This is a genomic window from Rhodovibrio sodomensis, from assembly GCF_016583645.1.
GTDB classification, from domain to species: domain Bacteria; phylum Pseudomonadota; class Alphaproteobacteria; order Kiloniellales; family Rhodovibrionaceae; genus Rhodovibrio; species Rhodovibrio sodomensis.
The window spans coordinates 1-12,498 of record NZ_NRRL01000127.1 but is presented as its reverse complement, the minus strand read 5'-3'; the positions used below and the strand labels follow the sequence as shown (position 1 = coordinate 12,498).

Below are 12,498 nucleotides of genomic sequence, written 5' to 3'. Positions count from 1 at the left end.
CCGGTTTGATGAGCGGGGAGGAGAAACGGAGCGACGGCCCGGATTGAGGCACCGGCACACGGCGAAAGCCGCCGGCCAACGGCTACTCCCCGGGACCCACCGCCACCGCGCTCCTCCTCGACTCTACCTGCCGGGACCTGCCAATCAACGACGCGCAGGCGTAGAATAGCGGCGCGAGTCCGCGCCGCGCCAGCTTCAAACGCCACGAGTCCCAAGTGCGGGCGGGCGCGAGGCGGCGGCCGGCACGACACGTATTGCGAGTCCGTTGGGGCCGTTAGCGGTGGTGGCCATCTGCCTCGGCCAGCTCGCCAAGTGTTCGATGTGTCGCTGATGTCGCGGCTACCGTGGTCATGGCGGTGGCCAGCGCCAACGATACAGGCGCTCGATCACCGCGACCCAGAGATCGGCGAACCGGTTCTCGATGATGATCTTCAGCTGCCGGCTGCCGGTGACGACGCGGGTACCGATGACGAGCAGGGCGCGGCGCAGCCAGTGCAGGCTGACGCCCTCGCCACGGGCGGTCTCCAGGGCGCGCCGGGCGATGTGCAGGACCTGGTAGGCCAGTTGATTGAGCAGCAGCAGCGCCTCGTTGCGGGCGAATGCCTGGCTCGGCAGCTGGCCGGCACTGACGACCGGGCGGTCGGCGTAGCGGGTCTTCGGGCGATCCGTGGCGGACAGCGCGGGATGGCAGACCTCCTTCAACTCACCCATGTACGATTCCGCCGTGCCTCTTTGCCGGTAGCGCGCCAGGATCTCCTCCGCCGTCATGCGCTCGGGCGCGATGCTGGTGACGAGGTAGAACCGGTCCAGTTCGCGGTCTTCCGCGCGCTCCTTCAGCACCAGGACGACCCGGCGCGGCGTCGACCAGGGGCCGGCCTGGTACGACAGGTCCACGCACCACAGCCGGGGCTCGTGTGACGGGCGCCCGCGCGGGCGCTTGCGGTACGGCGCGCTGCGCCGGTCCAGCGCCGGGTTGGCCTTCAGGCGCGCGATGTACGGGGTGCCGTTGGCTTCCAACGCCGCCAGGAGCTCCTCACTGGGAAACCCGGCGTCCAGCCGGATCAGCGCGACCTGGCAGAGATGCCGCTCGGCGCGCTCGACGACGTCCAGGATGAATGGCTTGGCCCCTGCGGCGCTACCGGCGTTGCCGGAACGTAGGACCGCTCCCAGCATGTCGCCGAGTTCGGCGCTACTGGCGATCAGCGGGTCGTAGCAGCGGCAACCGTGGTGACCGTTCCACGCGCTGCCGGGCTGATGGCCCTTGACCGGGAACGCCAGGCCGTCGATGTCGACCGTGATCGCGCGCTTGCGATGCCCGCCCCGCCGGGCCCTGAGGCCGGTGCCGGCCAGGGCGGCCAGCGCCTCGGCGAGGATCACCCGGTTGTCGCCGCGGGCCAGGATGTCGAGCGTGCGCGACAGGGTGGGCTGCGACGGCAGGGGCTGGTCGACGGCCGTCGGTCCGCGCGTCTGCGTCGCCGAGATGCACAGCGCCGGCGCGTGGCGGAGCCGGTCGGCATCCTGCCCGTGCCGCCAGCCCTGGGCGATCAGGAGCAGGTAGGCACAGACCAGCTCCTCGATCGGATACCAGATCGCCGCCTGCCGGCGCGGATCCTGCAGCCGGTTCGCCAGAAACCGCCGAAGCCCGCTCAGCTGCATGATCTCGCGCAGCAGCACAGCCCCGCCGGCGGTGCCCAGGCGCTCGTCGCGGCCCTCGACTTGAACTGACCGGTTGAACGAAGGCGTCAGGACGTGGGACGACTCACCCATGGCGTGACCCTCCGTATTGTCTTTGCACGATCTCTGAAGCCCCAGTAACAGCGGCTTCGAGGGTCACGCCACCCTTATAAACCTCGCCGGCGGCGAATTACACGGGCTCACGGCAGGAACTGCTCCTTCAGGATCCGTTCCTCCAGATTGTGCTCGGGATCGAACAGCAGGTCGGTGGTCAGCGAGCGGTCTTCCTTCACGGTGACGCGGGTGACGTCGCGTACCTCGGTGTAGTCGGCGGTGGCGGAGACCGGGCGCTTGCGGGCTTCCAGGATGTCGAACACGACGTCCGCCTTGGCGGGCAGCAGGGCGCCGCGCCAGCGGCGCGGGCGGAACGCGCTGATCGGGGTGAGCGCGAGCAGCGGCGCGCCGATCGGGATGATCGGGCCGTGCGCGGACAGGTTGTAGGCGGTCGAGCCCGCGGGGGTGGCCATCAGGATGCCGTCGCAGATCATCTCCTCCAGGCGGACCACGCCGTCGATCGACACCCGGATCTTGGCCGCCTGCCGGCTTTCGCGCAGCAGGCTGACCTCGTTGATCGCGAGCGCCGTCTGCGTCTCGCCCTGGCCGTTCTTGCGCTCGGCGACCATGCGCAGCGGGTGCAGCTGCACCAGGTCCGCGCGCTCCAGCCGCTCGACCAGGTCGTCCTCGCTGTATTCGTTCATCAGGAAGCCGACCGTGCCGCGGTTCATGCCGTAGATCGGCACGTGCCGGTCCATGTGCTTGTGCAGGGACTCCAGCATCAGCCCGTCGCCGCCCAGCGCCACGATCACGTCCGCCTCCTCGGGCGGCACGTTGGTGTAGCGCCGGGTCAGGCGGGCCAGCGCCTCCTCGGCCTCCGGGGCGTCGGAGGCGACAAAGCCGATCTTGCGGCGGGTCATGGGCGAACGGACGGCCTTTCCGGGCTCGGGCTGACGGGGGCGCGCGGCGCGGCGCCCGCGAAGCCTAACCGCACCGCCGGGCGCGTGACCAGCGCGCACGCGCGCGCTTGCGCCGCGCGGCCGCAGGTTTGACAAGGGCCGCGCCCGCGCGATCTTCTGTGCGCGGCGCACATCCCACCAGCCAGGACCCGAGCCCCACCGCCATGGATCATCGCTTCGCCCTCGTCACCGGCGCCACCAGCGGTATCGGCGCGGCGTTCGCCCGCGCCCTGCCGGAGACCACCGACCTGCTGCTGACCGGGCGCGACGCCGAGCGGCTGGCCGACATGCAGGAAGAACTCGCGGTCGACGGCCGCCGGGTGGAGACGATGACCGCCGACCTGACCCGGCCGGAGCACCGGCAGGCGCTGATCGACCGGGCGGAGGACCTGGAGGTCGACCTGCTGATCAACAACGCCGGCATGGGCAAGTACGGCGCCGTGCTGGACAACCAGCCGGGCGACGAGGTTGCGACGGTGGAGCTGAACTGCACCGCGCCGGTCGCGCTCGCGACCGCGCTGCTGCCGGGGATGATCGAGCGCGCGCGCCTGGACGGCAGCCGCGCCGGCCTGATCAACCTGTCCAGCACCTTCGCGGTGCAGCCGGTGCCCTACCTCGCGACCTACACCGCCTCCAAGGCGTTCATCCAGGCGTGGACGGAAGCGCTGGTGGAGGAGGTCCGGCGCAAGCCGGTCGACGTGCTGGCGCTCGCGCCGGGGCCGACCAAGACCAAGTTCGGCGAGCGCTCCGGCTTCAGCCCCGGCAGCTTCCCGTTCGCCGCCGATCCCGACGAGATCGCCGCGGACGGGCTGAAGCAGCTGGGCAGGTGCACGGTCCACGTCTCCGGCCCGGTCTCGCGCGCCGCGCTCACCCCCTACTTCCTGCCGCGCCGCCTCGCCGGCACCGGCCTGGGCGTGCTGATGGGCGTGGTCAGCAAGGCGACCCGGCGGGGCTGATCCGTTTGCAGGGCCCAACAGCGGGTCCCCTTTCCGCCTGTAGGGGGACAGGGACAGGGTGAGGTGGCTCTGCACGGCAGGGGCGCTTGGGGCGCCGCGGGAGCTGCTCGGCCGGGGGCAACCTCCTCTCCCTAGCCCTCTCCTCCCAGTGGAGGAGAGGGAATTAGAGGCGCGGCCACCGGTCGAACCACGGCCGCGCCCGTTCGCACTGCCGGGCGACCTGCAGCAGCCGGTCCTCGCGGCCCAGCGGCGCGTGCAGCATCACGCCCACCGGCAGGCCGTCGGAGCAGCATAGCGGCAGGCTGATCGCGGGCTCGCCGGTCGCATTGGCGAGCGCGGTGAACGGGCTGAACGCGCCCTGCCGGGCGTGCAGCGCCCAGACCCCCGCATGGGCGTCGTCCAGCACGCCCAGTTCGGGCGGCCGCTGCGCCAGGGTCGGGGTGAGGATCAGGTCCGTGTCGACCAGGAACCGGCCGACCGTGCGGGCGATCCGCTGCAGCGTGTCGCGCCCGCGCAGGTGCGCTTCGACCCCGGCGTCGCGGCCGTGGGCGGCGACCGCCTCGACCGCCGGGGCGAAGTCGCCGGCCGTCCAGTCGCGTCCCGCCGTGGCCCGCATGATCGCGTTCAGGTCGGCCAGTGCGTGCGCCCCGACCGTGTCCAGAAAGGCCGCGCGGAAGGCGTCGCGGTCGAACCGCGGTTCCGCCGGTTCGACGACATGGCCGAGGCTTTCCAGCAGCCGGCCGGCGTCCTCGGCCGCCGCGCGGCAGGCGGGATCGCTCGGCATTTCAGGCGACCAGTCGGTCCACAGCGCCACGCGCAGCCGGCCCGGATCGCGGGTCACGGCGTCCAGGTAGGGCGCGTCCGGCGCGGGCGCGGCGTAGGGATCGCCCGGCTCCCAGCCCGCCATCAAGTCGAGCGCGGCGGCCGTATCGCGCACGCTGCGGGTCAGCACGCCGTGGCTGACGAGGCCGGACCAGGCGTCACCGCTCGTCGGCCCCATGGGCACGCGCCCGCGCGTCGGCTTCAGGCCGACCAGGCCGCAGCAGCTCGCTGGCACCCGGATCGACCCGCCGCCGTCGCTGCCGTGCGCCAGCGGCACGATCCGCGCCGCCACGGCCGCCGCGCTGCCGCCGCTGGAGCCGCCGGCGGTGCGCGCGCGGTCCCACGGGTTGCGGGTCGGGAACAGGTCCTCGGGCTCGGTGGTATAGGACAAGCCGAGCTCGGCCGCGTTGGTTTGCCCGATCACGCACAGCCCCGCGTCCAGCAGCCGCTGCACGCAGCTGCTGGTGTGGTCGCTCGGGCGGTCCCGCAGGTGCCGGGTGCCGTTGCCCGTGGGCACGCCGGTCAGGCGCGCGCCCAGGTCCTTCAGCACGGTGGGTACGCCCGCTAGCGGCGACGCGGCCTGGACGACCCTGTCGGCCTGCTGCCGGGCGAGCGCGTCGTGCCGGCGTACCAGGGCGCCCAGGTCCGCGTCATGGGCGTCGGCCCGGGCGAGCGCGGCCTCGACCAGCTCGCGCGCGCTCACCTTCCCGGCCGCGACCAGTTCCGCGAGGCCGACGGCGTCGTGCTGTCGGTATTCGGAGACCTTCATGCCGAAAAGCATCGCGGCGGCGGACGCGCGAGACAAGCGCCGCCAGCCCCTCTCCCTCGACGGGAGAGGGACCCGCCGATGCGGCCGTCTCCGCCGGGCCTACCCGCCGGTCACGCTCATGTGCCGCGGGTTGCTGGCGCGCGCGCGGCGGCGGTCGAGGACGAAGTCGTGGCCCTTGGGCTTGCGGCCGATCGCCTCGTGGATCGCGTCCTCCACCAGCTGGTCGTCGTCGCTGGCGCGCAGCGGCTGCCTCAGGTCGGCGTTGTCCTCTTGGCCCAGGCACATGTAGAGCGTGCCGGTGCAGGTCAGGCGCACCCGGTTGCAGCTTTCGCAGAAGTTGTGGGTCATCGGCGTGATGAAGCCGATCCGCCCGCCGGTCTCCTCCGACCAGGCGTAGCGGGCCGGGCCGGCGGTCTTGTCCGGCAGGTCGGTCAGGGTGAACGACTTCTGCAATTGCGCGCGCAGCATCGACAGCGGCAGGTACTGCTCCAGGCGCAGTTCGCCGACGTCGCCCATCGGCATGACCTCGATGAAGGTGATGTCCCAACCCTGCTCGTGGGACCAGCGCACCAGCTTCTCGAACTCCTCGTCGTTGACGCCCTTGAGCGCGACCGTGTTGATCTTGACGTGCAGGCCGGCGTCCTTGGCCGCCTGCAGGCCTTCCATCACCTTCTCGTACTTGCCCCAGCGGGTGATCGCCTGGAACTTGTCGGGGTCGAGCGAGTCGAACGAGACGTTCACCCGGCGCACGCCCAGCTCGTACAGCCGGTGGGCGTGCTTGGCCAGCTGGCTGGCGTTGGTGGTGAGGGTGAGTTCCTTCAGCTGGCCGCTGTCGAAGTGGCGCGACAGCCGCTCGATCAGCCACATGATGTTGCGCCGGACCAGCGGCTCGCCGCCGGTCAGGCGCAGCTTGTCCACGCCCATGCCGACGAACACGCTGCACAGCCGGTCGAGCTCCTCCAGGCTGAGGATCTCGCGCTTGGGCAGGAAGGTCATGTCTTCCGCCATGCAGTAGGTGCAGCGGAAATCGCAGCGGTCGGTCACGGACACCCGCAGATAGGTGATCTCGCGCCCGAACGGATCGACCAGCTGGCTCATGGTTGGCTCGCTCTCCCCAGACCTGCTTGTGCGCGCCCGCCCTTGGGCCCACCCCCCGGGCCAGGGCCGCCCGTGTGATGGCGACCCCGTGCCCGGGAGGTGGCAGGCATAGCGCTATATTCAAGCAAGCATAACGCATCCGACAACGGATTTCCGCCCCCGATTTTGGCCGGGGCGTGTCCGGGCGACCCGCTCATGCTGGCAGGGTCGCGGGCGGGTGAACGCAGGAGCGTCCCGAAGCATCCCACACGGCGACTGAAGCGCCTGGACGAAAGTGTCCTTGAGCAAGAACTACGCTCCCTGTCTTCCGCGTGCGAGGAGAGGATCGCGACGCGGCGGAGAGCACGGTATCGGCCGCGGACGTCTCCCGAGTCCCTCGCCTCTTCCCAGGTGGGTGGGAGACTTCAGCCCTGTGGCGGAAGACCGACCAGGACCGCGGTCACGTCAGGACCTTGCCCTCGAACGGGTGCCAGCCGGTTTTGTCCTCGACCTCCACGGCCCACAGGTCGGGGTCGCGCTTGATGGCGCGTCGGATGTAGGCGTCGGCGTCGGCTTCGCAGACCAGCTTGCCGTCGAGCGCGGGCATCCAGGCGAGTTCGCCGTCGACGTCGCGGGTCTGCGAGAGCACGCGGCAGCCGTGCTCCAGCATGTTGAGTTTGAGCACCACCAGGCCGCCGGTCGGGTCGCCCTTGTGCGCGATCGTCACGAACACGCCCTCGGCGTGGCAGCGGCGCAGGTGGCCGCCGATCCAGAGGTGCGTGGGAATACGGTCGTTCGCCATGGCCTCAAGGTAGTGAGCTTTCGCCGTCGCGGCGAGGGCCGGGTGATGCGGCGCGTCCGGATTGCTGGGGCAAGATGCTGAAAGGTCGCATCACCTGTCAGCTGAATCTTGCCCATGCGTCAGGAAGTTAGAGCAGAATTCACGATCAAGGCCGGTTCGGTTTTCTGCGATTTTGATCTAGCATGCGCGCTGCCATGCCCGTCCCGCCCGCCGACCGCCCCCCAAGCCAGAACGCCGCCCGCAGGTCGCGCGGTCGGCGTGCGCGCTCCAATCGCGGGCGGCGCGATGGCCGGTCGGCCGAGTTGGCCAGTCTGGCCGGCGTCCTGGCGTTGGCCGCGGTGGCTTGGCTGGCGGACAGCGTCGCCTACGACGGGCGGCGCGGGCTGCAGCCCTACACGATCGACGGCGTGCGCTACGATCCGCAGGTCTACGACGGTTACAGCGCGGTCGGCACCGCGTCCTGGTACGGCGATCCGTTCCACGGCCGGGCGACGGCGAACGGCGAGATCTACGATCAGGAGGCGTTCACCGCGGCGCATCCGACCCTGCCGCTCGGCACCCGGGTCAAGGTCACCAACCTCGCCAACGGCCGCGCGGTGATCCTGACGGTCAACGACCGCGGGCCGTTCGTCGCCGACCGGCTGATCGACGTGTCCCGGATGGCCGCCCGGCGGCTCGGCTTCAAGCAGCAGGGCCTGGCGCAGGTTCGGGTGAGCGCGCTGCACAGCCCGCTGCAGTAGGGCGCGCCCCGGGGCCGCCGCGGGTAGGGTCGGCACGGGTCGGGGCGGCACCCGTCTTTCGCTCTTTCCCGGGGCCGCGCCAGCGATTAGGGTCCGCCGCGTGATGAGCGATCCCAAGCGCCTCGAACTCGAAGAGACCGACGCCCGCTACGACGCGGAGACGGAAGCCGTGCGCCTGGACGCGCGGATCGGCCACGCGCGCCTCGAGGTGATCGTCGCCGCCGAAGCGATCGAGGAACTGGTCGGCGAGGCGCCCTTGTCGGCCGAACGGCTGCTCGACGGGGCGGCGGCGTACCGGGTACAGATCGCCGACGTCGCCCGCCGCAAGGCCGGCCCCACGGTGCCCGTCGGCGGCGCCCTGCTGCTGACCGGCCGCGACGTCCCCAAGCGCAGCGCCAAACCGTCCGGCAGCGTGCATTAGGGCCAGATGCTGCAGGGTGACATCAGCTTTCAGCTGACCCTTGCCCTGTCTTCAAGAAGCCCGTCAGCCGTGGATGCCGTCGATCGCGTCCGGCCAGACCTCGGACGCCTGGATTTCCTGCTGGACCCCGACGAACCGGCGGATTCGGCCGTCGGGGCCGGCCACCGGGCGGATCCGCAACCGGTTCCAGAACGTCGTTCCGTCGCGCCGGTAGTTCAGGATGTCGCGGGTCAGGGCCCGGCCGCCGCGGACCGCGGCGCGGATGTCCGCGATCGCGGTGGGGCAGGTCGCCGGGCCTTGCAGGAAGCGGCAGTTGTGGCCGATCACCGCGTCACGGCTGTACCCGGTCATCGCCAGGAAGGCGCCGGTGACGAAGACGATCGGGTTGTCGGGGGCCTGCGCGTCGGTGATCAGCGCCGACCGCTCGGCCTGTCTGCCGAGGATCCGCTCGTACGCCTGATGCAGGTGGTTCATGCCCAAACCCGCTGACTGGTTGCCGCCGCCCCGCCCGACGGATCGGCTGCGGACGGTACAACCAGTTGTTTGCCCTGCCAAGCGCCGGGCTTACCTCAAGCTGTCGTCGACCGGCACCTGGTAGCCGATCGCCAGGCGGTTGGTCTCGTTCGCCAGGCCGACCACCGCCAGCATCTCGGCGTACTGCGCGGCCGTCATGCCCTTGCGCTCCGCGCCCGCGGCGTGCGAGCGCACGCAGTACTCGCAGCCGTTGGAGACCGACACCGCGAGGTAGATCAGCTCCTTGGTCAGCGGGTCGAGAGCGCCGTCCGCCTCGCTGCCCATCAGGCGCTTCATCCGCGACCAGACCGCCTCCAGCGTGTCCGGATCGTGCGCCAGGGCGCGCCAGAAGTTGTTGACGTGGCTGGTTTTCCGGGTCGCCATGATGTCGTCGTAAACGTGGCGCACCCGCGCGCTGGCGTGGTCGTAGTCGATCAGCGTGACCATGCTGGTCATGGCGTTTCTCCCCGTCTTCTGACCTTGGGTTGTATCCTGGCCGCCGCTCGGGCCGCGCGCCGGCGGGCCCCCGGGATCAGCTTAGGCCGGGCGCGGCGCGCGCGAAAAGGCCCCGGACGGTCGCACCCATCCGGGGCCGGCGGTCGCGCTGGCGCGGCGTGCCCGGGACGCCCCGCGGGCTACGCCATGTACTGGCCGCCGTTGGCGGACAGGGTCGAGCCGGTGATGAAGCCGGCCTGGTCGTCGGCCAGGAAGGTCACGCAGCGGGCGATCTCCTCCGGCTCGCCCAGCCGGTTCACGGGGATCTGCCCGATGATCTTCTCGCGCACGTCCTGCGGCACCTTCTGGACCATCTCGGTATCGATGTAGCCCGGCGCCACGACGTTGGCGGTGACGCCCTTGCGCGCGTTCTCCTGGGCGAGCGACTTGGTAAAGCCGATCACGCCGGCCTTGGCGGCGGCGTAGTTGGCCTGGCCCATCTGACCCTTCTGGCCGTTGATCGAGGAGATCGTGATGATCCGGCCGAAGCCGCGGTCGCGCATGCCGTTGATCACGTAGGCCGTGCAGTAGAACACGCTGTTGAGGTTGGTATTGATCACCTCGTCCCACTGTTCGGGCTTCATCTTGTGCAGGGTGCTGTCGCGGGTGATGCCGGCGTTGTTCACCAGCACGTCGATCGGACCGAGGGCCTGCTCGACCTGCTCGATCCCCGACTTGACCGAGCCCGCGTCCGAGACGTCGAACTTGAAGGTCTTGATCCCGGTCTCCCGCTCGAACTTCTTGGCCGCGTCGTCGTTGCCGCCGTAGTTCGCGCCCACGGTATAGCCGGCGTCCTTCAGCGCCACCGAGATGGCGTGCCCGATGCCGCGGGTGCCGCCGGTGACCAGTGCCACACGTGCCATGTCTGCCTTCCTCCCCTGGTTGTCGTGCCCTCGTTGTCGTGGCCCCGGCGGTCCCGGGCGAGGGCGCTTGTTCGACCGTCGCGGCTTGCTCGGCCGCCGTTGGTTCGGCCCTTTATATCGATCGCCGGCCCGGGGCGGACGGTCCCGGTGGCCCGGGCCGCCCGCCCCGCCGGCGTCGACCGTCGTAGATGGGTTAGCCGCGCTCGACGCACATCGCGATGCCCATGCCGCCGCCGATGCACAGCGTCGCCAGCGCCTTCTTGGCGTCGCGGCGCTGCATCTCGTGCAGCAGGGTGATCAGGATGCGGGTGCCGCTGGCGCCGATCGGGTGGCCGAGCGCGATCGCGCCGCCGTTGACGTTCACCTTCTCCGGGTCCCAGCCGAGATCCTTGTTGACCGACAGGGCCTGCGCGGCGAACGCCTCGTTGGCCTCGATCAGGTCCAGGTCGTCGACCTTCCAGCCGGCCTTCTCGAGCGCCTTGCGGCTGGCCGGGATCGGGCCGGTGCCCATGATCGACGGGTCGACCCCGCAGGTCGCCCAGGAGACGATCCGCGCCAGCGGCTGGACGCCGCGGGTGTCGGCCTCCTTGGCGCTCATCAGCACCACGGCGGCGGCGCCGTCGTTGATCCCCGACGCGTTGCCGGCGGTGACCGAGCCTTCCTTGTCGAACGCGGGCTTCAGCTTGCCCAGACCCTCGGCGGTGACGCCCTCCTTGGGGTGCTCGTCCTTGTTGACGACGACATCGCCCTTCCGGGTCTTGATCGTCACCGGCACGATCTCGTCCTGGAAGCGGTCGGCCTTCATCGCCGCCTCCGCCTTCTGCTGCGAGGCGGCGGCGAAGGCGTCCTGCTCCTCGCGGGTGATCTGCCACTGCTTGGCGATGTTCTCGGCCGTGTTGCCCATGTGGTAGCCGTGGAACGCGTCCATCAGGCCGTCCTTGAGCATGGTGTCGACGATCTTCAGGTCGCCCATCTTCTGCCCGTTGCGCAGGTGCTGGGCGTGCGGGGCCTGGGACATGCTCTCCTGGCCGCCGGCGACCACGATGTTGGCGTCGCCGAGCGCGATCGCCTGGAATCCCAGCGCGACCGAGCGCAGCCCGGAGCCGCACAGCTGGTTGATGCCGTAGGCCGTGCGCTCGACCGGGATCTCCGCGTCGATCGCGGCCTGGCGGGCAGGGTTCTGGCCCTGCGCCGCGGTCAGGATCTGGCCCAGGACGACCTCGTCGACGTCCTTGGGGTCGACCTTGGACCGCTTCATCGCCTCCTTGATCGCGTGGGTGCCGAGATAGCTCGCCGGCACGGTCGACAGGCCGCCGTTGAAGGTGCCCACCGGGGTGCGGGCGCCGCCGGCGATCACGATGTCCATGTTGCTGCCGGTCCCGGCAACGCTGGCATCTGCCATGGTTTGTTTACCTCCTTGGCCTTCGGTGCAGTCGGGCGGCGCCCGCGCTCGGATGTTCACAGGCGCCGGCTGTCTCAGGGTGTCGTGCGCGCGCCGCGGTGACAGCATCCGCGAACACCCGGCGCGCGATCCCGCGGCGGGTCCGTCGCGCGTCCGGGCCGCGTCGCGGCGGCTGCCGGCCACGCGGCCGCGGGGTCGGCTGGACGCCCCGGGCTCCTCCCGCCGCCAACCTTAACGAGGCGGTCCGACCCTATCCATGAATTTCCAGTGACTTTGGATCACGCCGCAGACCGGCCACGCGGTTCCGGCGGAATCGACGGGCAGGCCAGCGACCGGATGGCTGGTGGCCGGCAGCCTACCCGGCCGCGCGGCTCAACCAGTCGGCGAGCGGGACCCACGCCTCGCGCTTCGCCTTGCCGGAGACGACCATGCCGATGTGGCCCAGCGCCGGGCTCCGCACCTCCGCGTTGGGCAGCGCGGCCCCCAGCGCGGCGGCGGCGGCGGGGGGCACGATCCGGTCCTGGGCGGGGAGCAGGCACAGTGCGGGCTGGCTGACCCGGCCCGGGTCGACCGCGCGGCCGGCGATCCGCCAGCGCCCGCGGGCCGCGTCGTTGCGGCCGTACCAGCCGTACAGGCATTCGCGCGCGACCGGGGCGGCCAGCGGCACGCCGTCGTTCAGCCAGTCCTCCAGCGCGACGAACGTCTCCGCCTTGGTGCTGTCCTGGTTCAGGCGGGCGAACGTCAGGAACTTGCGCACCCCGGTCAGGGGGTCGAGACCCTGGAACAGCGTCTGCAGCGCATCCACCGGCAGATAGCCCAGCGCCTGCATCGTGGGCTCCAGCGCCTGCGCCCCGGTCGCGGCGAGCCGGGCCTGCGGCGCGACGTCACCGCCCTCGCCCTGCTGGCCACGCCCTGGGACTTCCACGCCGATCCCGACGCGGGCGCGGCGGG

12 protein-coding genes and 1 pseudogene are annotated in these 12,498 nt (G+C 71.1%); 3 read left to right on the top strand and 10 right to left on the bottom strand.

Translation table 11 applies throughout. The annotated features are described in order from the left end of the window. Positions 1-348: 348 nt before the first annotated feature. Together CKO28_RS23695 and CKO28_RS23690 are read right to left on the bottom strand one after the other, a co-directional pair. Positions 349-1,767, bottom strand: coding sequence for an IS1380 family transposase (locus CKO28_RS23695; protein WP_200343363.1), 1,419 nt, complete (start codon positions 1,765-1,767; stop codon positions 349-351). Between the two features lie 107 nt (positions 1,768-1,874). Beyond that, positions 1,875-2,648 (bottom strand): NAD kinase, encoded by a 774-nt coding sequence (locus tag CKO28_RS23690; protein ID WP_200343362.1) that lies wholly within the window; start codon positions 2,646-2,648, stop codon positions 1,875-1,877. A gap of 203 nt (positions 2,649-2,851) precedes the next feature. On the opposite strand from CKO28_RS23690, the gene CKO28_RS23685 reads away from it, so the two are divergent. Continuing rightward, a complete protein-coding gene (locus tag CKO28_RS23685) occupies positions 2,852-3,643 on the top strand; it encodes an SDR family NAD(P)-dependent oxidoreductase (protein WP_200343361.1) in 792 nt (263 codons plus the stop codon). A 163-nt stretch (positions 3,644-3,806) separates the two neighbouring features. Here the strand turns inward: CKO28_RS23685 and CKO28_RS23680 are convergent, their stop codons facing one another. From CKO28_RS23680 to CKO28_RS23670, 3 genes are all read right to left on the bottom strand, one after another. Next, a complete protein-coding gene (locus CKO28_RS23680; protein WP_200343360.1) occupies positions 3,807-5,234 on the bottom strand; it encodes an amidase in 1,428 nt (475 codons plus the stop codon). A gap of 99 nt (positions 5,235-5,333) precedes the next feature. After that, a complete protein-coding gene (gene moaA / locus CKO28_RS23675) occupies positions 5,334-6,332 on the bottom strand; it encodes a GTP 3',8-cyclase MoaA (protein WP_200343359.1) in 999 nt (332 codons plus the stop codon). 439 nt (positions 6,333-6,771) lie between these two features. Then, positions 6,772-7,113 (bottom strand): DUF1491 family protein, encoded by a 342-nt coding sequence (locus CKO28_RS23670; RefSeq protein ID WP_200343358.1) that lies wholly within the window; start codon positions 7,111-7,113, stop codon positions 6,772-6,774. Positions 7,114-7,307: 194 nt separating this feature from the next. Between CKO28_RS23670 and CKO28_RS28995 the strand changes: the two genes are divergently transcribed. Next, on the top strand, positions 7,308-7,853 hold the full coding sequence (locus CKO28_RS28995; RefSeq protein WP_200343357.1) for a septal ring lytic transglycosylase RlpA family protein: 546 nt from the start codon (positions 7,308-7,310) through the stop codon (positions 7,851-7,853). A 103-nt stretch (positions 7,854-7,956) separates the two neighbouring features. After that, positions 7,957-8,274, top strand: a complete 318-nt coding sequence (locus CKO28_RS23660) for a DUF1488 family protein (protein WP_200343356.1) — start codon at positions 7,957-7,959, stop codon at positions 8,272-8,274. Between the two features lie 63 nt (positions 8,275-8,337). Here the strand turns inward: CKO28_RS23660 and CKO28_RS23655 are convergent, their stop codons facing one another. The 5 genes and pseudogenes from CKO28_RS23655 to CKO28_RS23635 form a co-directional block, all read right to left on the bottom strand. Then, the gene (locus CKO28_RS23655) at positions 8,338-8,748 is read right to left on the bottom strand and encodes a PAS domain-containing protein (RefSeq protein WP_200343355.1); all 411 of its coding nucleotides are present in this window, start codon (positions 8,746-8,748) and stop codon (positions 8,338-8,340) included. A 90-nt stretch (positions 8,749-8,838) separates the two neighbouring features. Then, a complete protein-coding gene (locus CKO28_RS23650; RefSeq protein ID WP_242480778.1) occupies positions 8,839-9,243 on the bottom strand; it encodes a carboxymuconolactone decarboxylase family protein in 405 nt (134 codons plus the stop codon). Positions 9,244-9,422: 179 nt separating this feature from the next. Next, positions 9,423-10,145: an acetoacetyl-CoA reductase gene (phbB, locus tag CKO28_RS23645; protein ID WP_200343354.1), complete on the bottom strand. Its 723-nt coding sequence runs from the start codon at positions 10,143-10,145 to the stop codon at positions 9,423-9,425. A gap of 193 nt (positions 10,146-10,338) precedes the next feature. After that, positions 10,339-11,547: an acetyl-CoA C-acetyltransferase gene (locus CKO28_RS23640; protein ID WP_274611073.1), complete on the bottom strand. Its 1,209-nt coding sequence runs from the start codon at positions 11,545-11,547 to the stop codon at positions 10,339-10,341. Positions 11,548-11,902: 355 nt separating this feature from the next. After that, a pseudogene (locus CKO28_RS23635) lies at positions 11,903-12,498 on the bottom strand (hypothetical protein); the annotation flags it as partial.

Bases quoted from the DNA above. Each gene is read 5' to 3' on its own strand.
- moaA (WP_200343359.1), bottom strand. From the start codon at position 6,332: ATGAGCCAGCTGGTCGATCCGTTCGGGCGCGAGATCACCTATCTGCGG.
- CKO28_RS23695 (WP_200343363.1), bottom strand. From the start codon at position 1,767: ATGGGTGAGTCGTCCCACGTCCTGACGCCTTCGTTCAACCGGTCAGTT.
- CKO28_RS23640 (WP_274611073.1), bottom strand. From the start codon at position 11,547: ATGGCAGATGCCAGCGTTGCCGGGACCGGCAGCAACATGGACATCGTG.
- CKO28_RS28995 (WP_200343357.1), top strand. From the start codon at position 7,308: ATGCCCGTCCCGCCCGCCGACCGCCCCCCAAGCCAGAACGCCGCCCGC.
- CKO28_RS23655 (WP_200343355.1), bottom strand. From the start codon at position 8,748: ATGAACCACCTGCATCAGGCGTACGAGCGGATCCTCGGCAGACAGGCC.
- CKO28_RS23650 (WP_242480778.1), bottom strand. From the start codon at position 9,243: ATGACCAGCATGGTCACGCTGATCGACTACGACCACGCCAGCGCGCGG.
- CKO28_RS23670 (WP_200343358.1), bottom strand. From the start codon at position 7,113: ATGGCGAACGACCGTATTCCCACGCACCTCTGGATCGGCGGCCACCTG.
- CKO28_RS23660 (WP_200343356.1), top strand. From the start codon at position 7,957: ATGAGCGATCCCAAGCGCCTCGAACTCGAAGAGACCGACGCCCGCTAC.
- phbB (WP_200343354.1), bottom strand. From the start codon at position 10,145: ATGGCACGTGTGGCACTGGTCACCGGCGGCACCCGCGGCATCGGGCAC.
- CKO28_RS23685 (WP_200343361.1), top strand. From the start codon at position 2,852: ATGGATCATCGCTTCGCCCTCGTCACCGGCGCCACCAGCGGTATCGGC.
- CKO28_RS23680 (WP_200343360.1), bottom strand. From the start codon at position 5,234: ATGAAGGTCTCCGAATACCGACAGCACGACGCCGTCGGCCTCGCGGAA.
- CKO28_RS23690 (WP_200343362.1), bottom strand. From the start codon at position 2,648: ATGACCCGCCGCAAGATCGGCTTTGTCGCCTCCGACGCCCCGGAGGCC.